Below are 20,543 nucleotides of genomic sequence, written 5' to 3' on the forward strand. Positions count from 1 at the left end.
GGCCGAGAGCCTGAGGGAACGGGGCGAGCCATGGCGGCTGGGCGCACGAGCAGGCGAGGAACGACCCGGCCGCGTGCCCTGCTGTGGCTCCTCGCCGCCGTCCTGGTCATCACCGGCCTCGGCGTGGTGTCGCCGACGCCGGCCGTCGCCGCACCGTGCGATGCCCCGGTCGTGAGCCCGGTCGCCTGCGAGAACACCAAGCCCGGCAACCCGCAGAGCGAGTGGGGCGTCACCGGGGCCGGCAGCAGCACGATCCAGGGCTTCGCCACGCAGATGAGCGTCAACGTCGGCGACACCGAAGGGTTCAAGATCGACACCCCGGCGACGTCGTACCGCCTCGACATCTACCGGATGGGCTACTACGGCGGCCTCGGCGCGCGCAAGATCACCACCGTCAACCCCACGAACATCGTGCGCAACCAGCCGAGCTGCCTCAACGACGCGAGCACCGGGCTCGTCGACTGCGGGAACTGGGCCCAGAACGCCACCTGGACGGTGCCCGCGGACGCGGTCTCGGGCATCTACTTCGCCCGGCTGGTGCGCACCGACGGCACGACCGGCGCCAGTCACGTCTTCTTCGTGGTGCGCAACGACAGCTCCGCCTCGAAGCTGTTGTTCCAGACCTCGGACACGACCTGGCAGGCCTACAACCAGTACGGCGGCAACAGCCTGTACGTCGGCTCCCCTGCCGGCCGGGCCTACAAGGTGAGCTACAACCGGCCGTTCACCACGCGCGACACCGGCCCGGAGGACTTCGTCTTCAACAGCGAGTACCCGATGGTCCGGTACCTCGAGGCGAACGGCTACGACGTCAGCTACACCTCAGGCGCCGACACCGACCGCCGGGGCGCCGAGCTCCGTGAGCACCAGGTCTTCCTGTCAGTCGGCCATGACGAGTACTGGTCGGGCCAGCAGCGGGCGAACGTCGAGGCGGCCCGCGACGCCGGGGTCAACCTCGCCTTCTTCAGCGGCAACGAGATCTTCTGGAAGACGCGGTGGGAGAACAGCATCGACGGCAGCGGCACGCCGTACCGCACCCTGGTCTCCTACAAGGAGACCCACGACAACGCCAGGACCGACCCCCAGGACCCGCCGACGTGGACCGGGACCTGGCGTGACCCGCGCTTCAGCCCACCGGCCGACGGAGGCCGCCCCGAGAACGCCCTGAGCGGCACGATCTTCACGTCGAACTGCTGCGCCATCAACATGGTCGTCGGCTCGGCCGACGGCAAGATGCGCTTCTGGCGCAACACCAGCGTCGCGAACCTCGGCGCCAACCAGACCGCCACCATCGGCTCCAACGTCATCGGCTACGAGTGGGACCAGGACGCGGACAACGGCTCGCGACCACCGGGCCTGATCCGGCTCTCGCAGACGAACGGCAGCGCCCAGGTGCTGCAGGACCAGGGCAGCACGTACGCCAGCGGGACCGCGACCCACTCGATGACGCTCTACCGCGCCGCCAGCGGCGCCCTGGTGTTCGGCGCGGGCACGATCCAGTGGCCGTGGGCGCTGGACTCCACCCACGACCGGGGCTCGGCCGCGGCGAGCACGCCGGCCCGGCAGGCGACCGTCAACCTGTTCGCCGACATGGGTGTCCAGCCGACGACGCTGCAGACCGGGCTGACCGCAGCCACCACGTCGACGGACCGGACCGCCCCCACCTCGACGATCACGGCGCCCGCGGACGGCGCCAACGTCCCGGCCGGCAGCCAGGTGACGGTGACCGGAACGGCGAGCGACACCGGCGGTCGCGTCGGCGGGATCGAGGTCACCACGGACGGCGGCACCACCTGGCACCGGGCGACCGGCCGGGAGTCGTGGACCTACACGTTCACCCCGGACGCCGGCACGACCCTGAAGATCCGCAGCCGGGCGGCCGACGACAGCGGCAACATCGAGGCCCCGAAGCCCGGGATCACCGTGACCGCCGGCGGCGGGGGCGGGTCCACCACGTGTCCCTGCACCATCTGGCCGTCCTCGGCGGTCCCGCAGGGCACGGACCCGGACACCAGCCCGGTCGAGCTGGGCGTGAAGTTCCGCGCCGCGCAGAACGGCTCCATCACCGGCATCCGCTACTACAAGCCGACCCAGGCCACCGGCACGCACGTGGGCACGCTGTGGACGGGCACCGGCACCAAGCTCGCCACCGCCACCTTCACCAACGAGACCGCGAGCGGGTGGCAGCAGGCGAGCTTCGCCACCCCGGTCCCGGTCACGGCGAACACGACGTACGTCGCGTCGTACTTCGCCCCCTCGCGGTACGCCGTGAGCTCGGCCTACTTCACCTCGGCGGTCACGAACGGACCGCTGACCGCCCTGAGGGACGGCACCGACGGCGGCAACGGCGTCTACCGCTACGGCACCACCGCCGGGTCGTTCCCGACCAGCACCTTCAACAGCGAGAACTACTGGGTCGACGTGGTCTACGACAACGGCCCGGACACCACCAAGCCGACCCTCAGCAACCGCTCGCCCGCCTCCGGGGCGACCAACGTCGCCGTCGGCGTCGCGCCGACGGCGACCTTCAGCGAGCCGGTGACGGCCTCGACCGTCACCTTCACGCTGAAGAATCCCGCCGGCACCACGGTCACCGCGACGACGGCGTACGACGCGGCCACCCGGACCGCGACCCTGACGCCGGGCGCGCCGCTGCAGCCGTCCACGACCTACACCGCCGCCGTCTCCGGCGCCACGGACGCGGCCGGGAACGTGATGGACCCGGACACCTGGACGTTCACGACCGCCGCCGCCGACACGACGAAGCCGACGGTGACCGCGCGGACGCCGGCCGCGGGCGCGACGAACGTCGCCACGAGCGTCGCGCCGTCGGCGACCTTCAGCGAGCCGGTCGCCGCGTCCTCCGTGGCCTTCACGCTCAAGAATCCCGCCGGGACCACGGTCAGTGGCACCACGGCCTACGACTCCGCCACCCGCACCGCGACCCTCACCCCGTCGACCGGGCTCCAGCCGTCCACGACCTACACCGCGTCCGTGTCCGGCGCCTCGGACCCGTCCGGCAACGTCATGGACCCCGTCACCTGGACGTTCACGACCGCCGCCACCACCAGCGCGTGCCCGTGCACGATCTGGCCGAGCACCGCCACGCCGGCGGCCACCGACCCGGACACCAGCGCGGTCGAGCTCGGCGTGAAGTTCCGCGCCAGCCAGGACGGCTACATCACAGGCATCCGCTACTACAAGCCGACCGCGACCTCGGGCACGCACGTCGGGTCGTTGTGGACCTCGACCGGAACCCGGCTCGCCTCGGTGAGCTTCACCAACGAGAGCGCCAGCGGCTGGCAGCAGGCCACGTTCGCCAGCCCGGTCCCCGTCACCGCGAACACGACCTACGTCGCGTCCTACTTCACCCCGTCGCGGTACGTCGTCACGTCGGCGTACTTCGCCACCGCGGCGACCACGCGCGGGCCGCTCACGGCGCTCCAGAACGGCGTCGACGGCGGCAACGGCGTGTACCGCTACACGAGCACCGCCGGAGCGTTCCCGAACAGCTCCTACAACAGTGAGAACTACTGGGTCGACGTGGTGTTCCAGGAGTCGGCCAACGACACCAGCGCCCCCACGCTGCAGGACCGGACACCGGCCGCGAACGCCACCGGCGTGCCGACCAACACGCTCGTCACGGCCACCTACAACGAGGCGTTGAGAGCCGGCAGCGCGAGCGTCGAGGTCCGCAACCCGTCCGGCACCCTCGTCGCGGGCACGACCACCCTCGACACGAGCAACACCCGCGTGGTGTTCCAGCCGGGCGCGGCCCTGCAGTCGTCGACGACCTACACCGTGCAGGTCAGCGGGGCCGCGGACGCCTCGGGCAACACCGCGGCCACGACGACGTGGACGTTCCAGACCGCGGCGCCGGCACCGCCGGCCCCCGACCAGGGGCCGGGCGGGCCGATCGCGGTGGTGACCAGCGCGGCCAACCCGGTCTCGACCTACCTCGCGGAGATCCTCCGGGCCGAGGGGCTCGACGAGTTCACCACGATCGGACCCGCCGGCATCACCGCGACGGCGCTGGCGTCGTACGGCGCGGTCGTGGTCGGGGACGTTGCCGTCACCGACGCGCAGGTCGCCGACCTGACCGACTGGGTGAACGCCGGGGGCGACCTGGTGCTGATGCGGCCCGACAGCCGGTTCCTCCCCCTGGCGGGGCTGACCGCCCAGGCCGGCACCGTCAACGACGGCTACCTCGCCGTCGACGCGACGACGCCTCCCGGCGCGGGGATCACGACCGAGACGATGCAGTTCCACGGCACTGCGAACCGCTACGCGCTGGCCGGCGCCACCAGTATCGCCACGCTGTACTCCTCGGCCACCGCGTCCACGGGCCAGCCGGCCGTTGCCTGGCGGAGCGTCGGGTCGAACGGAGGCCAGGTCGCGACGTTCGCCTACGACCTGGCCAGGTCGGTGGTGCTGACCCACCAGGGGAACCAGGCGTGGGCCGGCCAGGAGCGCGACGGGCAGGCGCCGATCCGCCCGGACGACCTCTTCTTCGGCGGGGCCGGCGCGACGGACTGGGTGAACCTGTCGAAGGTGCACATCCCCCAGGCCGACGAGCAGCAGCGGCTGCTGGCGAACCTCCTGACAGTCATGCGGCGCGACCGGATGCCCCTGCCCCGGTTCTGGTACTTCCCGGGCACCGACAAGGCCGTGGTCGTGGCGACCGGTGACGACCACGGGAACGGCGGGACCGCGGGCCGCTTCGACTCCTACCTGGCCTCGAGCCCGGCGGGCTGCTCCGTGGCCGCCTGGACCTGTCCGCGGTTCACCTCCTACGTCTACACCTCGACGGCTCTCACCAACGCCCAGGCCTCGACCTACGCCGGGCAGGGCTTCGAGGTCGCCCTCCACCACACCACCGACTGCGGCGACTTCACCTCGCTGAGCTCGCTGCAGAGCAGCTACAGCAGCCAGCTGGCCACCTGGCGGGCGAAGTACTCGACCCTCCCCGCGCCGACGACCAACCGCACGCACTGCCTGGTCTTCAGCGACTGGAGCTCGCAGCCACGGGCGGAGCTCGCCAACGGAATCCGTCTCGACACCAACTACTACTACTGGCCCGGCACGTGGGTGCAGGACCGACCGGGGTTCATGAACGGCTCAGGGATCCCGATGCGGTTCACCGGCACCGACGGTTCGCTGATCGACGTCTACCAGACCCAGACCGCGATGACCGACGAGTCGAACCAGAGCTACCCGTTCACGCCCGACACGTTGCTCGACCGCGCCCTGGGTCCCCTCGGCTACTACGGCGCGTTCACCGCGAACGTGCACACGGACGCCGCGACCACCTTCGAGAGCTCCCAGCTGCTCGCCTCGGCGCAGGCGCGGGGGGTCCCCCTGGTGACCGCCCGGCAGATGCTGGCCTGGGTGGACGGGCGCAACGGCTCGTCGTTCGGTGACCTCGCCTGGTCGGGCAACACCCTGTCCTTCTCGATCGCGGTCGGCGCCGGCGCCTCGCGGCTGACCGCGATGGTCCCGACCAGCGGACCGGGCGGCACCACGCTCACCGGTGTCGCACGCGGGGGGACCACCGTCGCCTTCACCCGGATGACGGTCAAGGGCCAGGAGTACGCCATGTTCCCGGCCTCGGCCGGCGCGTGGACCGCTACGTACGCCGCGTCGGGCACACCCGCCCCCTCGGCGATCCGCGTGGCGAGCGATGCCGACGGCACGTCGGTGGCCTGGGCGACCTCCACCCCCTCGTCGACCAGGGTCGTGGTCGGCACCGCCCCCGGAGCGCTAGCCCCGGTCGCCTCGACCGCGAACAGCACCACCCGCCACCGCGTCGACCTGCCGGGCCTCCGACCCGGGACGACGTACCGGTACCGGGTGGTGTCGCGGGCCCCGGACGGCACGACCCGTGCCTGGCCGAGCCGCCGAGAGCCTCCGGCGATGTTCCGAACCCCGCGGGCCGACACGACGAGGCCGAGGGTCGCCCAGGTGCAGGCGCTCCCCCTGCCCGACGGCACCGTGAGGGTCACCTGGCGCACCGATGAGCGGTCCGCGTCCGAGGTCCGGTTCGCCAGGCACGGGGACCTGGTGCTCGAGTCACGCCGCGACGACCGTGAGGTCACGCGGCACGAGGTGGAGCTCACCGGGCTCGACCCCCGGACCCGGTACCGGTTCGTGGTCGGGTCCACCGACGAGGCCGGCAACCACGGCTCGGGCGCGCTCCGGGCCTTCCGGACCCCGGCCGGCGGTGTTGCGATGCAGACGACCGAGGACTTCCGGACCGGGCGGACCGCCGGCGACCTGCGCGTCGGCACCGCCGGCTTCGGCTCGCTCGTGCTGCCGCACGGCGGGCACGGCTCGTTCGTGTCCCCGGTGCTCGACGCCCAGCTGAGGACGACGTGGCACCAAGCGGTCATCCAGCACTCCGCACCTCCGCGCGGGTCTCGGCTGGCGCTCGAGGTGCGCACGGGTGACCGCTCCACACCGAACGGGACCTGGACGTCGTGGCGGCGAGTGCGCCCCAGCCAGCTGCACCTGCCTGGCCGCTACCTCCAGTACCGGTTGCGCGTCACCGCGCCGACTGGGTCGGCGTACTCCGTGACCGCGGTCGGCTTCAGCCACCGGGGCAGGGCACTCCGCGCGCCGGGAGAGGTGTCCTGACGGATCGGCTCAGCGCAGCAGGCCGTCAGCGACGACCTCGAGCAAAGGACGTACGGCGCTGACCGGCTGGTCCGCGTTGTCGGCGACGGTGGCCACGCCCCCGACCAGCTGGCAGACCTGCACGGCGTCCACGTCCCCGCGGAGCGCACCGTCGGCGTCGAGCCGGTCGATGACGCGCTGGCTGGCGGCGGTCAGCACCTGGCACTTGGACATGATCGGGGAGGAGGGGTCGCCCATCGCGGACGTGATCTTGGCCGGCCCGCCCTTGTGCAGGGAGATCAGCGACGCGTAGGTCTCGAACCAGCCGATGAGCAGCTCGCGGTCGGGCCCCTCGAAGGCCAGCGCCTTCTCGGTCGCCTCGTTCACCCGGTCGACCCAGCTCTGCATGATCGCGTCGAGCAGCGCGTCCCGGGTGGGGAAGTGCCGGTAGAGGGTGCCGGCTCCGACGCCGGCGCGCTTGGCGACCTCGTCGAGCGAGGCGTCGTACCCGTGCTCCCGGAACACCTCCCGCGCGACCTCGACGATGCGGTCGCGGTTGCGCCTGGCGTCGGCACGCATGGAAACACCCCTTGCTAACCGGAGAGACTCTCCGCTACTGTTGATCCAGAACCGGAGTCATTCTCCGCTAAGTCTACGTCGGTCGGCAAGACCAGAACAGGACTGACCCTCATGCCTCTCGCCTCCACCGAGAACAACCTCGGCTCCACCTCCCGCCGGGCCACCCGCCGCGAGGCGCTCCCCGACGAGCTGCCGCCGGGCTCCGGCCGCGCCGCCACCGGGATCGCCATCGTCCTGGTCGCCCAGCTCATGCTCGTGCTCGACGCCACCGTCGTGAACGTCGCCCTGCCCCGCATCGACACCGACCTCGGCTTCGGCCCTGCCTCGCTGTCGTGGGTCCTCAACGCCTACACGCTCGCCTTCGGCGGCCTGCTGCTCCTCGGCGGCCGGCTCGGCGACGTGCGGGGCCGGCTGCGCCTCTTCGAGATCGGCCTGGCGCTCTTCACCGTCGCCTCGATGCTGGGCGGGCTCGCCCAGACCCCGGGCCAGCTCGTCGCCGCCCGAGCCGCCCAGGGCGTGGGCGCCGCGCTGGCCGCACCCAGCGTCCTCGCGCTGCTCACGACCAGCGCACCCGACGAGGCCGCCCGCAACCGGGCGTTCGCGCTCTTCGGTGCCGTCTCCTCGGGGGGCGCCTCGATCGGGCTGCTGCTCGGCGGCCTGCTGACCGACGTCGGCTCCTGGCGCTGGACGCTGTTCATCAACGTGCCGCTCGGCATCGCGGTGCTGCTGCTCGCCCGCCGCTTCGTCGACGAGACCGAGCGCCGGTCCGGACGCTTCGACCTGGTCGGCGCGGCGACCGCCACCCTCGGCGCGGTCTCGCTGGTCTGGGCCCTGATCGGCACCCCTGAGCACGGCTGGACCTCCGCGCGCACCCTCGGCGGCTTCGCGCTCGGCCTGGCCCTGCTCGCGGTGCTGGCCCGCACCGAGGTGCGCCACCCGCACCCGATGGTCCAGCCCCACCTGGTCCGCGACCGGCGTCGGGTCGGCGCCCTGGCCGTCATGGCGCTGGTGATCGGCGCCAACCTGTCGATGTTCTTCCTGGTCGTGCAGTACGTCCAGCGGGTCCTCGGCTTCGGTCCGCTGGCGTCCGGCTTCGCGTTCCTGCCGTTCAGCCTGGCCATCTTCGCGATGTCGCGCGTCACGCCGTGGCTGATCGGCAGGCTCGGTCCGCGCACCATGATCATGGTCGGCACCGCAGCGATGGTCGCCGCCTACGCCTGGCTGAGCGGCATCGGCACCGCCGACACCTACCTCGGTGCGGTGTTCGGGCCGATGCTGATCGCGGGCCTGGCGACCGGCTTCGTGTTCATGCCGATCACCGCGACCGTGCTCGGGGGCGTGGAGCCGGAGCACGCCGGCTCGGCCTCCGGCCTGCTGCAGACCACCCAGCAGCTCGGCAGCGCGGTCGGCGTCGCGGCGATCGTCTCGGTCTACGCCGCGGGCGCCGTGCCAGGTGAGTTCGTGCCCGGTGTCCGGGCGGCCTTCCTCACCTCGGCCGCCTTCGCGCTGGCTGCCCTGGTGGTGGCCACGGTGGTGCTGCGTCCCCGGCGTACGCCGGCCCCCGCCGACACCGTGGCCGAGCCCGCGGGCGCGGCGGAGCCCGCGCCGGCGATGGCGGCCGACGCCGCCTGAGGAGTCGCCGAGTCGGCGCTGCTTGACGTGCACTGCGTCAACCAGCGCCGACTCGGCGTTCTGTTCTGTGTACTGCCGGGAGCCGGGCGGGGAGCCCGACTGGGCGGCTACTCGTAGCGGACCAGCTCGGCCACCTCGGCGGTCGCGGCCCGACGGGCCGCCAGCACGGCGAGCCCGACGGTCACGACGACGGCGAGCGGTGCCACGAGCACGACCACGGTCCACGAGGGGTGCTGCGCGATGCCGGGTCCCATCCCGATCTGGGCCCCGACCGCGTCGTTGGCGGCGCCGCTGAGCACCCACCCGAGCGGCAGCCCCACCGCGACCGCGAGCAACGCCAGCACCACGCCGTCGGTGGCCACGACGGCCACCGCCTGCCGCGGCGTGAAGCCCACGGCGCGCAGCACCGCCAGGTCCCGGGCGCGCTGCCGGACCACGAGGGCCAGGGTGGCGGCGAGGTTGGCCAGGGCCACGAGGATCACCAGGCCGCTGATCAGGTCCACGGCCAGCAGGAACGGGTCGACCACGTCGGCGTTCTCCTGCGGGACGGCCTCGACCCGGGCAGCCGGTCCGAGCGCCTGCGTGAGGGAGCCGGCGACCTCGGCGCGGTCGGCCCCCGGCGCGAGGTCCACCCGGTAGGACTCCGGTCGCACCCCGGAGTCCAGGGCGGCGGCATCGGCGAAGGGGTACATCAGCATCTCGCCCGCCTCCTCGGTCTCGGAGTACCACCCGACGATCGTGAGCGTGAGCGGGTGCCCCTCGACGCGGACCGCGATCCGGTCGCCCACCTCGACGCCGAATCGCTGCAGGAACCCGTAGCCGGTGACCGTCTCGCCCCGGTGCCTGATCATCCGGCCCTGTCGGACGACGAACCCGGCGTCCTCGATGTCGCCGCCGACGGCGTTGGCGAGGAACTGTTCCTCCCCGAGCGTCGCCTCGGACCCGGTCTCGGTGAACCAGGACCGGACGCCCGCCTCCCGGTCGAGCGCGCGCGGCACCACGCCGCGCGGGGCGCCCTCCGCCGGGAAGACCCGGACCTCCTCGGGCTCCCCGGTGACGGCGGGGTCGCCGATCACGCTGTCGATGGTGCGGCTGAAGCCCGCGGTCACCACCACGCCCACGACCGCCACCCCCAGCGCCAGCGCCGTCATCGTCGCTCGCGCCGGCTGGGCGAAGGCGTCGCGCAGGCCGGCCACGACCACCGGCCCCAGTCCGAGGCGCTCCCCGAAGGCCGCCAGCCGCGACCGGTGCCCGCGCGTTGGCGGCACCGGTGCGAGCGCGACCGTCGTCGGGATCCGCCCGGCCCGGCGGGCGGGGAGCACCGTCGCCGCCACGACGAGCACCTCCACGACCACGAGCGTGATCAGCAGTGCGACGGGATCGAAGACCGGGCCGGCACTGCCGAGGACCTCGGCCACCCCGAGCTGGAGCTTGCCGGACAGCCATCCACCGAGCAGCCAGCCGAGGAGGACCCCGACTCCCGCCACGAGCACGTGGGCGAGCACGACCGCGGCGGTGACCTGCGCCGGGGTGGCACCGACCGCCTTGAGCAGGCCGATGTCGCGGCGGCGCGCCAGCACCCGGGTCGCCACGGACCCCGCGACCACGATCGCCGCCGCGACCATGACGAAGCCGCCGAGAGCCCGGAGGAAGGTCGCGAAGACGCTGCCCGCGCGCAGCACGTCGGTGCGGGTGTCGCGCCAGTCGCTGGTGCCGACGCTCCCGGAGACGTCGGAGACGAAGGCCTCCGCGGCATCGGGGTCGTGCAGCCGGAGGAACACGGTCCGCTCCCCCGCCCCCGGTGCGAGCGCGTCGAAGCCGGCCGGGTCGAGCCAGACCGTGGCGTCCCCGTCCGGGTAGAACGTGTCTCGCAGGTTGATCGCCTGGCCGACGACCGTCACCGTGACGCTGCGGCCGCCCTGGCGGAGGGTGAGCCGGTCGCCGAGGGAGATGCCCTCGTCCAGCGCGAACGCCCGGTCGACGACGGCCTCGTCCGCGGCCCCCTCGCTCCCCCAGCGTCCGTCGCGGAGCAGCGGGCGCGCGATGTCCGGCCGGGACCGGTCCGACATCCGCAGGACGACCGTCTCGCCGACCACTGCCCGGCCGCGCAGGACCTCCACCCCGAAGGCCACGGCGTACGCCGCGCTCCGGGCCGCGACCCGCCGGTCCGCCGCCACCCGGCGCAGCGCAGCCGGGCCGTCGGAGGTGATGGTGACGTGGGCGCCGTTCGACTGCGCGAACGCGGCGTCCCACCGGCTGCCCGCCTGCTGCTGCGTCGACAGCCCGGCGACGATGGCCGCGGCCGCGAGCGCGACGACGCCCAGCAGCACCAGCATCGCCCGGAGGCGGCGGCCGCGCAGCTCCGGCCGGATGAGTGCGGCCAGGGCGCGCACGGGGATCACGCGTCCCGGGCTGCGGGCCCGCGCAGGAGGGACCGAGCGGCCAGGGCCTCGGTCCCGGGCGCGGCGAAGCGGCCGTCCTCCATCACCAGCAGCCGGTCCGCGGCCGCCGCCACCCGTGGGTCGTGCGTGACCATGATGATGGTCTGCCCGCCCGCGTGCTGCCGGGCCAGCAGCTCCAGGACCTGACGTGCGGCGGCGGTGTCGAGGTTGCCGGTCGGCTCGTCGGCGAGCAGGACGCCCGGCTGGTTGGCCAGGGCCCGGGCCAGCGCCACCCGTTGCTGCTCCCCTCCGGACAGCTGCGAGGGCAGCGCCCGCCCGAGCTCGGCCAGCCCGACGTCCGTGAGCAGGTCCCGACCGCGCCGGCGCGCGTCCTGCCGGCTGCCGCCGGCCAGCAGCACGGGGAGCTCGACGTTCTCCGCGACGGTCATGTCCTGGACCAGGTTGAAGAACTGGAACACGTAGCCGACCCGGGCCCGGCGCAGCACCGCCCGCCGGGCCTCCGAGAGCCGGGCCAGGTCCGCACCGTCGACGCGGACGCTGCCCTCGTCCGCGGCGTCCAGGCCGCCGAGCAGGTGCAGCAAGGTGGACTTGCCGCAGCCGCTGGGGCCCATCACCGCCAGCCACTCACCGGCGTCGACGTCCAGGTCGAGCCCGCGCACCGCCCTGGTCTCCCGCGCGCCGCTGCGGTAGGTCTTCACCACGCCGCGGCACTCGACGACGTGGAGCGCGCGGCCACCGCCGGTCGGGTCGGTCGTCTCGCGCATCGGCGGTGCTCCTGGTCGCCGGACCTCGGGTCCCTCAGGTCTGCTCGTGTGCCCTCGAGGTGTGTCGAGGGCCCCTCGAGGCGAGTCTTCGGCTCCGTGCAGGGTCCCGGTCAGAGCCGAACGGCCCCGCCCGGGAATTACAGATCTGTAGTTCCCTGTAACTCCTGTTACGCCTGTGATTTCTGAGGTTATGGTGAACCGCCGTTCTCACCTGTCCCCTGGAGCCACCATGTCCCGATGGGCCGCCTCGACCGCCCGCGCCGCGGTCCTCAGCCTCGTCGCCGGAGTGTTCGCCACCCTCACCGTGAGCGCCCCCGCCCGCGCCGTTGACACCCCGGTCACGCCCGGGGACTTCACCGGCTACGGGTTCGACCAGTGCCTGGCGCCGGACCAGCAGGCGATGAACGCCTGGCTCAACCACTCGCCGTTCCTCGCCGCCGGCATCTACATCGCCGGGGACTCCCGTGCCTGCCGCAGCCAGCCGAACCTGACGCCGAAGTGGATCAGGACGCAACTGACCAAGGGCTGGCGGCTGCTGCCGATCACCCTCGGGCCGCAGGCCTCCTGCCAGCCGCGCTTCCCGCGCTACGGCGACGACGAGACGATCATCCCCGACCCCGGGAGCCGCGGGAAGTACGTCAAGGCCCGCAAGCAGGGCCGGGCCGAGGCGGTGAAGACGGTCGGAGTCGCCACCTCGCTGGGCATCGTGAAGGGCAGCACGCTCTGGTACGACCTCGAGGGCTACGACAACTCCAACACCAACTGCCGGGAGTCCGCGCTGGCGTTCCTCAGCGGCTGGACCTGGGCCCTCCACGACCTCGGCTACGTCTCCGGCGTCTACTCCAGCGCCGGCTCGGGCATGGTCGCCCTCGACAACGCGCGGGTGAGCCGTCCCGACGCGTTCCACCTGCCCGACCAGATCTGGATCGCGCGCTGGGACGGCAAGGCTGACACCTCCACGTCGTACATCCGCGAGGACGGTTGGCAACCGCACGCCCGGATCAAGCAGTACCAGGGTGGTCACGACGAGACCTGGGGCCGGACCCGCATCAACATCGACCGCAACTACCTCGACCTGGGCCGCGGCTCGGTGGCGGCGCGCGAGACCCACTGTGACGGGGTGCGCGTGAACTGGCGCGACTACGTCCGGATCAGGCCGGCGACCGAGCAGCGCACCCCCGATGCCGGCCAGGTCTCCGCGCTGCAGTGCCTGCTCAAGGAGCACGAGGTGTACGGCGGCAAGGTCAACGGCGTCTACAACGCCAAGACCGTCGCCGCCGCCAACGCCTGGCAGCAGCAGCACGGCCTCGAGGTCAGCTCCACCTGGTCGCGCACCAGCTGGATGACGCTGCTCGCCGACGGCGACCGTCCGGTCCTGAAGATCGGCTCGGCCGGACCCGCCGTACGCCGCGTCCAGCGGGCGCTCAACGCCGCCAGCCGCTCCTCGCAGGTGGTCGTCACCGGGGTCTTCAGCCCCGCGACCCAGTCGGCGCTGCGAGCCTGGCAGGACCGGGCCGGGCTGACGGTGGAGGGCATCGCCAACCCGAAGACGTGGCAGGCGCTGGCCGCCGGTCGGCGCTGACCTGCCGCAAGCCCGCAGGTCGGCCGGGGATCAGCCCGCGGGCGGACCCACCAGCAGGGCGACACCGGTGAGCGCGGCGACCGCGACCAGGCCGGCCAGTGCGCCGCGCAGCGGGTTGCGCAGCAGCCAGGCGGCGACCCGCTCGTCCGGGCGGACCGGCGCGTCCGAGAGCAGCCGCCAGGAACCGGCCAGCGCGCCGCGCCTCTCGGCGTACCGGTCGAAGGGGATCGTCGCGAACGGCGGGATCGACGACACCAGGCCGAGCAGCAGCCGGCCGCGCGACCAGCGCTGGTCGACCGCGACCAGGACCGTGGTGAGGCAGTAGGCGATGAACACCACGCCGTGGACCATCCCGAAGACGCGGACCCCGAGCTCGGTGGTCTGGGTGACGTACTTCAGGAACATGCCGGTCAGCAGCAGCGCCCAGGTGACCGCCTCGGCGATCGCGACCCGGCGGAACAGCAGCAGGGGGCTCACGACAGCACGACCTCCGCGAGCGAGGCGAAGAAGCCCAAGCCGTCGACGCCGGACCCGGTGAGCTCCTCGACGGAGTGCTCGGGGTGCGGCATCAGGCCGACGACGTTGCCGCGCTCGTTGGTGATGCCGGCGATGTCGCGCATCGACCCGTTGGGGTTGTCCACGAGGTAGCGGGCGACGACCTGGCCCTCGCCCTCGAGCCGGTCGAGGGTCTCGGCGTCGGCGACGAAGCCGCCCTCACCGTTCTTGAGCACGATCGTGACCTCGGCGCCGGCGGCGTACCCCGACGTCCAGGCGGTCCGGTTGTTCTCGATCCGCAGGCGCTGGTCGCGGCAGACGAACTTGCGGTGGTCGTTGCGGATCAGCGCACCCGGCAGCAGGTGGGACTCGCAGAGGATCTGGAAGCCGTTGCAGATCCCGAGGACGGGCATGCCCCTGCGGGCCGCCTCTACGACCTCGGTCATCACCGGCGAGAAGCGGGAGATGGCCCCGCAGCGCAGGTAGTCGCCGTAGGAGAAGCCACCCGGGAGGACCACCGCGTCCACACCGCGCAGGTCGTGGTCGCCGTGCCAGAGCGCGACGGCCTCGTGGCCGCCGAGACGGACCGCGCGCTGCGCGTCGACGTCGTCCAGCGAGCCCGGGAAGGTGACGACCCCGACCTTCACTCGACGGCCCCGACGGGGGTCTCGACCGAGACGGTGAAGTCCTCGATGACCGGGTTCGACAGGAGGGTCTCGGCCATCTGGCGGACCTCGGCCAGCGTGTCCTCGGTCAGCTCGCCTGCGATCTCGAGCTCGAACCGCTTGCCCTGGCGGACATCGGTGACTCCGGAGAACCCCAGCCGCGGCAGGGCGCCGAGGACGGCCTTCCCCTGCGGGTCGAGGATCTCGGGCTTGGGCATGACGTCGACGACGACTCGGGGCACGGACGGCTCCTACTGCTCGGGCGAGCGGGCGGGGGGCGGCTCCGATTCTACGGGACCTTCGACCTGCGGCCCCCGCTGGTCCGCTCGGGCAGACTGGACGCATGAGCATGAGCACCGGCTTCGCCCGCCAGCACCCCATGAAGCTGCAGTTCCCGCAGTCGCTGGCGGTGTACGACGACTACGAGTCCGCGCAGAAGGCCGTCGACTTCCTGTCCGACAACAAGTTCCCCGTCGAGCAGTGCATGATCGTCGGCACCGACCTGAAGCGGATCGAGCGGATCACCGGGCGGCTCACCACCGGCAGGGTCGCCGCGGGCGGTCTGCTGTCCGGGCTCTGGCTCGGCCTGTTCGTCGGCCTGGTCTTCGCGCTCTTCGACACGGGCAACAACGCGGTCGCGGTGGTCACCTCCACCATGCTGTTCGGCGCGCTGTTCGGCGTCGTCTGGGCACTGGCGGGGTACGCCGCCACCCGCGGCCACCGCGACTTCTCCTCGGTCACCTCCGTGGTCGCCACGAAGTACGAGGTGCTGGTCGAGCACAAGGTCGCCCAGCAGGCCCGCGAGCTGCTGGCACAGCTGCCCGGGGCCCTGCCGAACCCGTTCGCCTGAGCCGGACCGACGTCAGGTCAGCTCGCGCTTGAGGATCTTGCCGGTGGCGGTCATCGGCAGGGACGGGACGATCTGGACCAGCCGCGGGTACTTGTAGCTGGCCATCTGCTCCTTGCTCCAGGCCACCAGGTCCTCGGCGGTCGTGGTGGCGCCGTCGTTGAGGATCACGAACGCCTTGATCTCCTCGCCGTGGCTCTCGTGGGGCACGCCGACGACCGCGGCGAGCGACACGTCGGGGTGCGTGAGCAGGACCTCCTCGATCTCGCGGGGGTACACGTTGTAGCCGCCGCGGATGATCATGTCCTTGGACCGGTCGACGATGTAGTACCAGCCGTCCTCGTCGCGTCGGCCCAGGTCGCCGGAGCGGAACCAGCCGTCCCGGATCGCCTCCTCGGTGGCCTCGGGCCGCTTGTAGTAGCCCTTCATGATGTTGTGGCCCTTGATCGCGATCTCGCCGACCTCGCCCTCGGGGGCCTCCTCCCAGCTGTCGGGCCTGATCAGCTTCATCTCGACGCCGGGGATCGGGATGCCGATCGAGCCCACCCGCACCTCCCCGCCGTACGGCGAGAAGCTCGCCACCGGTGAGGTCTCGGACAGCCCGTAGCCCTCGAGGATGGTGACCCCGAACTTCTTCTCGAAGTCCTTGTGCACCTCGACGGGGAGCGCGGAGCCGCCCGCGGCGGCGACCCGGAGGTTGCCGGCCAGCCGCTCGACGTCGACCGCCTTCCCGTCCGGCTGGGTGCCGAGGGCGCCCAGCAGTCCCCAGTACATCGTGGGGACGCCGGCGAAGAACGTGACCTCCTCCTTGCCCATCAGCGCCAGCGCCTGGTGCGCCTCGAAGCGCGGCAGCATCACGACCGTGCCGCCGAAGGCGAAGGCACCGTTCTGGATGACGGTCTGGCCGAAGGAGTGGAACAGCGGCAGCACGCACAGGTAGGTGTCGGGCCTGTCGGCGTCGGCACCGAAGAGGTCCGCGCCCGCGAGCGCGTTGTCGCGCATGTTGCGGTGCCGCAGCTCGGCGCCCTTCGGCTGCCCGGTGGTGCCGGAGGTGTAGAGGATGACCGCCGTGTCGTCCTCGTCGGTCGCGACCGTCTCGAAGGTCGCAGGCTGCCCGGCGACGGCCCGGCCGAAGGTCTCGACACCCTCGATCGGGGACTCGGCCGCCGGATCGGCAGTGACCAGGAAGAAGTCGGTGCACCCGTCGGCCTGCTGGAAGCCCGCATACCCCTCCTGGCCGATCGGGAGGTCCGCGGTGCCCTCGAAGCAGAAGTAGGCCTTCGCGTCGGAGTCGCCGAGGTGGTAGGCCACCTCGCGGCCCTTGAGCAGCACGTTGAGGGGAACCACGGTCGCGCCGGCCTTGAGGATGCCGTAGTAGACGATCGTGAAGTACGGCAGGTTCGGGCAGCTCAGCGCCACCTTGTCGCCGTGCTCGATGCCGCGCGAGACCAGCAGGTTGGCCACCCGGTTGGCGGCGCCGTTGACCTGGGCGTACGTCAGGCGCGTGTCACCGAGAACCACCGCGTCGCGGTCCGGGAACCGGCGGGCGCTGTCCTCGAGCAGGGTCGACAGGTTGTACAACGTGGCCTCCATCACGAAAGGGCGTGGTGGGGCCAACCTACTCAGGAGTCATGACCGCGACGAGAGGATGTCCGCGGCACGGCGCAGGTCGGCACGGACCGCCGGCACGGCCAGCCTCGTCAGCGCCGTCCCGACCGGGCGCAGCGGCCCCGCCCCCTCGACGGCGAAGTCGAAGCGCACGTCGCACCCCGAGGCGGTGGGCGTGAAGGCGAGGTCGAGCACCGCCCGGAAGCCGCGCCAGGTGCCGCGCTCGGACCAGCGGCGCGGCCGGTCCAGCTCGGTGGTCTCCATCGCCGGGCGCAGCCCCGGGCGGGTCACGTCCACCCACCGCTGACCGACCCGCGGCTCACCGGTGACGCCCTCGACGCCGGCCAGGCTGGACTGCCACGCCGGCCGGTTGGCCGGGTCGGCGAGGTAGTCGAAGGCGACCTCCGGCGACACGGGGAACGCCACCACGCCCGAACCCGTCACCAGGCCTGCCCGGTGAGCAGCTCGAACGCCTCGACGTAGCGGGCGCGGGTGCGCTCGACGACCTCCGGCGGCAGCGCCGGCGGCGGGCCGCCCGCGGCCCGGTCCCAACCGGCCTCGGGGGACAGCAGCCAGTTGCGGACGATCTGCTTGTCGTACGACGGCTGGGTGCGGCCCGGCTGCCACTGGTCGGCCGGCCAGAACCGCGAGGAGTCGGGCGTGAGCACCTCGTCGCCCAACACGATCTGGGGCAGCACGGTCTGGGGGCGCACGCTCGCACCGCCGGTGCGTCGCCCGAACTCGAGCTTGGTGTCGGCCAGGACGATGCCCCGCTCGCGGGCCACCTGCTCGGCGCGCGCGTAGACCGCCATGGTCAGCCGGCGCAGCTCCGCGGCCGCCTCGTCGCCCACCTCGCGCACCACCGCGTCGTACGACACGTTCTCGTCGTGGTCGCCGAGGGCCGCCTTGGTGGCGGGCGTGAAGATCGGCTCCGGCAGGCGGCTGCCGTCCTCGAGGCCCTCCGGCAGCGCGATCCCGCACACCTCGCCGGTGGCCCGGTAGTCGAGCAGGCCGGAGCCGGTCAGGTAGCCGCGGGCGACGCACTCCACGGGGAACATCTCGAGCTTCTCGCAGACGACCGCCCGGCCGCGCACGGCCTCGGGGACCTGCGTGGACACCACGTGGTTGGGCACGATGTCGGCGAGCTGCTCGAACCACCACAGCGACATCCGGGTCAGGATCTCGCCCTTGTCGGGGATGGTGGTGTCGAGCACGAAGTCGAACGCCGAGATCCGGTCGCTGGCGACCATGAGCAGGCAGCCGGCGTGCTCGCCGGTCTCGAGCTGGTACAGGTCGCGCACCTTGCCCGAGTGCAGGTGCCGGGCACCCTCGATCGTCGGGGCGTCGGGGATGTCGATGTCGGCCACGGGGCCAGCCTAGTGAGGACCGGGTGCGCATCGTCCGTCGAGTAAGTACAGTGGTTTACACGTCTTACGATCAGGGTGGTGCCCATGGAACGCAGACCCCAGCCCGACTTCCTCATCATCGGCGCGCCCAAGGCCGGCACGACGGCGTTGCACGCCGCGCTGGCCCAGCACCCCGAGGTGTTCATGAGCAGCCCGAAGGAGCCCAAGTTCTGGCTCTGCGACGAGGCGCCGCCGCCGGCGTGGCGCGGGCCGGGCGACGCCCACTCGCAGCAGGAGTGGGTCTGGCGGCGCGACGACTACGAGCGGCTCTTCACCGGCGCCGGCCTCGCGCAGGTCCGCGGCGAGAGCACGCCGTTCTACCTCTGGAGCAAGGGGGCGCACCGGCGGATCGCGGAGGCGCTCCCCGACGTCCGGCTGGTCGTCGTCGTCCGCGACCCGGTCGACCGCGCCTACAGCAACTGGATGCACCTGTGGTCCGACGGGCTCGAGCCCCTCGACGACTTCACCGAGGCCTTCGACCGCCAGGACGAGCGGGTCCGCGCGGGGTGGGCGCCGTTCTGGCGCTACCGCGAGCTGGGGATGTACGGCGAGCAGCTGGCCCACCTCTTCCGCTACGTCGACCCGCAGCGGGTGCTCCTGATGCGCTACCGCAGCCTGGTCGACGAGCCCCGCGCCGCCATCGACCGCACCTGCCGGTTCCTCGGCATCAGCCAGGGGCTGGTCGGCAGCATCCCCCGCGACAACTCCCGACCGTTCGTGCCGCCGGGCTGGCGGCCGCGGCTGATCGGCCCGGTCGTGCGCGCGGGGGCCCGGATGGGCCAGTTCGCGCCGCCCCACGTCTGGCGTCGCGCGAGCGTGCCCCTGGTGTCGCAGCTCAGCAGCGCCGCCGACGCGGCCCGGCCGCTCCTCGACCCGTCCAGCCGCGAGCGCCTGGTCGCGGCGTTCGCCGACGACATCGCCACCCTGGGACGGCTCACGGGCGAGGACTTCGGGGACTGGCTCTCCCCCACCAGCCGCGGCTCGTTCGTGCAGCGCACCTCGGCCTGACTCCTGTCCTCGGGCCCGGACCGGCGCCGGTCAGCGCACGCAGGTCACCAGGTCGTGCGCGCCGTCCGGGCGGGCCACCTCGGCGTAGAACCGGGTCCCCCCTCCGGGCAGCGCGACCGACGTGACGTAGCGGAAGGCGCCGTCGGAGTGCGGCGAGGCCAGCGGCGCGAGCCGGGCGTCGGGCACCAGCCGGGCGCCGTCCCACCGGGCCACACCGGTGCGCTCGTGCCAGTTGGAGGCGGCGTCCGGGCGCCCGTCGTACAGCACGACGAGGGGGTCGGCCGCCAGCACCGCGGTCACCCGCGCCCCGCGCGCGTCCCACTCCCCGGATCGCCCGGCGAGCACCTCCCCGTTGTCGGTCCACTCCAGACCATCGGCGCTGGTGAGCCGGCGCGTGGTCATCCGGTCCTCGTGCCCGGGGTCGGTCAGCGGGTGGCAGCACAGCCACATCTCCCACCCGTCGGCGGTCCGGGTGACGACCGGGTCCTTGACGGCGGTGTCGTCGTCACCGGCGAGGACGAGACGGCGCTCACCGGTCGGGAGCGCCTCGGGCGTGAGCGCCGTCAGGCTGTCGACCCACCAGTGCTTGCTGCCCGGCGTCGCGCAGGAGAGGTAGAGCCGCCAGCCCACGTCGGGGACCGGCACGAGCACGGGTCGCTCGAACGACTCGCTGCCGAACGCCTCGCGCTCCACCTCGGCGACGGTCTCGAAGCGGACCCCGTCGCAGGAGCGCGCGACGACCACCGAGACGCCCCGGCCGTCGGTGAGCGGCCGGCGGTTGCGATAGGTCAGCCAGTAGGTGCCGTCCACGAGCACGGCGCTGGCGGCGCCGGCCCAGTTGCCCGGGCCCGGCCCCGGGGCCGCGACGACCACCTCGGCGTCGTCCGCGGCCGGCAGGGGCGGGAGCGTGTCGACGGTCATCCGGTCAGCATAGTCGACAAAT

Annotated in this window: 15 protein-coding genes; 5 read left to right on the forward strand and 10 right to left on the reverse strand. The window is 72.7% G+C overall.

Features of this window, described 5'->3' with window-relative positions; translation table 11 throughout:
- Positions 1 to 30: 30 nt before the first annotated feature.
- On the forward strand, positions 31 to 6,633 hold the full coding sequence (locus ACFO9I_RS08030; RefSeq protein ID WP_379179576.1) for a N,N-dimethylformamidase beta subunit family domain-containing protein: 6,603 nt from the start codon (positions 31 to 33) through the stop codon (positions 6,631 to 6,633).
- 9 nt (positions 6,634 to 6,642) lie between these two features.
- Here the strand turns inward: ACFO9I_RS08030 and ACFO9I_RS08035 are convergent, their stop codons facing one another.
- Positions 6,643 to 7,191: a TetR/AcrR family transcriptional regulator gene (locus tag ACFO9I_RS08035; RefSeq protein ID WP_379179578.1), complete on the reverse strand. Its 549-nt coding sequence runs from the start codon at positions 7,189 to 7,191 to the stop codon at positions 6,643 to 6,645.
- 111 nt (positions 7,192 to 7,302) lie between these two features.
- Between ACFO9I_RS08035 and ACFO9I_RS08040 the strand changes: the two genes are divergently transcribed.
- Positions 7,303 to 8,823 carry an MFS transporter gene (locus ACFO9I_RS08040; RefSeq protein ID WP_379179580.1) on the forward strand — a complete coding sequence of 507 codons (1,521 nt, stop codon included), beginning with the start codon at positions 7,303 to 7,305 and terminating at the stop codon, positions 8,821 to 8,823.
- 107 nt (positions 8,824 to 8,930) lie between these two features.
- On the opposite strand, the gene ACFO9I_RS08045 is transcribed toward ACFO9I_RS08040, so the two are convergent.
- Together ACFO9I_RS08045 and ACFO9I_RS08050 are read right to left on the reverse strand one after the other, a co-directional pair.
- On the reverse strand, positions 8,931 to 11,225 hold the full coding sequence (locus ACFO9I_RS08045) for an ABC transporter permease (RefSeq protein WP_379179582.1): 2,295 nt from the start codon (positions 11,223 to 11,225) through the stop codon (positions 8,931 to 8,933).
- A complete protein-coding gene (locus ACFO9I_RS08050; RefSeq protein ID WP_379179584.1) occupies positions 11,222 to 11,989 on the reverse strand; it encodes an ABC transporter ATP-binding protein in 768 nt (255 codons plus the stop codon). The genes ACFO9I_RS08045 and ACFO9I_RS08050 overlap by 4 nt, the downstream gene beginning before the upstream one ends.
- Positions 11,990 to 12,218: 229 nt before the next feature.
- Here ACFO9I_RS08050 and ACFO9I_RS08055 point away from each other — a divergent pair, with 229 nt between their 5' ends.
- On the forward strand, positions 12,219 to 13,571 hold the full coding sequence (locus ACFO9I_RS08055; protein ID WP_379179586.1) for a glycoside hydrolase domain-containing protein: 1,353 nt from the start codon (positions 12,219 to 12,221) through the stop codon (positions 13,569 to 13,571).
- Positions 13,572 to 13,601: 30 nt separating this feature from the next.
- Here ACFO9I_RS08055 and ACFO9I_RS08060 read toward each other — a convergent pair whose 3' ends face one another.
- Genes ACFO9I_RS08060 through purS form a run of 3 tightly spaced genes read right to left on the reverse strand, consistent with a single transcriptional unit; the run spans position 13,602 to position 14,973 of the window.
- On the reverse strand, positions 13,602 to 14,048 hold the full coding sequence (locus ACFO9I_RS08060; RefSeq protein WP_379179588.1) for a DUF3817 domain-containing protein: 447 nt from the start codon (positions 14,046 to 14,048) through the stop codon (positions 13,602 to 13,604).
- Positions 14,045 to 14,713 (reverse strand): phosphoribosylformylglycinamidine synthase subunit PurQ, encoded by a 669-nt coding sequence (purQ, locus tag ACFO9I_RS08065; protein ID WP_379179590.1) that lies wholly within the window; start codon positions 14,711 to 14,713, stop codon positions 14,045 to 14,047. Before purQ ends, ACFO9I_RS08060 begins: the two co-directional genes overlap by 4 nt.
- Positions 14,710 to 14,973, reverse strand: coding sequence for a phosphoribosylformylglycinamidine synthase subunit PurS (gene purS, locus ACFO9I_RS08070; RefSeq protein WP_379179592.1), 264 nt, complete (start codon positions 14,971 to 14,973; stop codon positions 14,710 to 14,712). The genes purQ and purS overlap by 4 nt, the downstream gene beginning before the upstream one ends.
- Positions 14,974 to 15,074: 101 nt before the next feature.
- Here purS and ACFO9I_RS08075 point away from each other — a divergent pair, with 101 nt between their 5' ends.
- Complete coding sequence (locus ACFO9I_RS08075) at positions 15,075 to 15,581, forward strand: general stress protein (protein WP_379179594.1); 507 nt, start codon at positions 15,075 to 15,077, stop codon at positions 15,579 to 15,581.
- 12 nt (positions 15,582 to 15,593) lie between these two features.
- On the opposite strand, the gene ACFO9I_RS08080 is transcribed toward ACFO9I_RS08075, so the two are convergent.
- Genes ACFO9I_RS08080 through ACFO9I_RS08090 form a run of 3 tightly spaced genes read right to left on the reverse strand, consistent with a single transcriptional unit; the run spans position 15,594 to position 18,553 of the window.
- Positions 15,594 to 17,171, reverse strand: coding sequence for a long-chain-fatty-acid--CoA ligase (locus ACFO9I_RS08080; RefSeq protein ID WP_379179596.1), 1,578 nt, complete (start codon positions 17,169 to 17,171; stop codon positions 15,594 to 15,596).
- Positions 17,172 to 17,207: 36 nt separating this feature from the next.
- A complete protein-coding gene (locus tag ACFO9I_RS08085; RefSeq protein ID WP_379179598.1) occupies positions 17,208 to 17,615 on the reverse strand; it encodes an SRPBCC family protein in 408 nt (135 codons plus the stop codon).
- 11 nt (positions 17,616 to 17,626) lie between these two features.
- Entirely contained in the window at positions 17,627 to 18,553 is a 927-nt protein-coding gene (locus tag ACFO9I_RS08090) for a phosphoribosylaminoimidazolesuccinocarboxamide synthase (protein WP_379179600.1), read from the reverse strand.
- 84 nt (positions 18,554 to 18,637) lie between these two features.
- On the opposite strand from ACFO9I_RS08090, the gene ACFO9I_RS08095 reads away from it, so the two are divergent.
- Positions 18,638 to 19,600 (forward strand): sulfotransferase family protein, encoded by a 963-nt coding sequence (locus ACFO9I_RS08095; RefSeq protein WP_379179602.1) that lies wholly within the window; start codon positions 18,638 to 18,640, stop codon positions 19,598 to 19,600.
- A gap of 30 nt (positions 19,601 to 19,630) precedes the next feature.
- On the opposite strand, the gene ACFO9I_RS08100 is transcribed toward ACFO9I_RS08095, so the two are convergent.
- On the reverse strand, positions 19,631 to 20,521 hold the full coding sequence (locus ACFO9I_RS08100) for a hypothetical protein (RefSeq protein WP_379179604.1): 891 nt from the start codon (positions 20,519 to 20,521) through the stop codon (positions 19,631 to 19,633).
- Between the last annotated feature and the right edge of the window lie 22 nt (positions 20,522 to 20,543).

Source organism: Nocardioides sp. GCM10023255 (assembly GCF_042653125.1).
In the GTDB taxonomy this organism is placed as follows: Bacteria; Actinomycetota; Actinomycetes; order Propionibacteriales; family Nocardioidaceae; genus Nocardioides.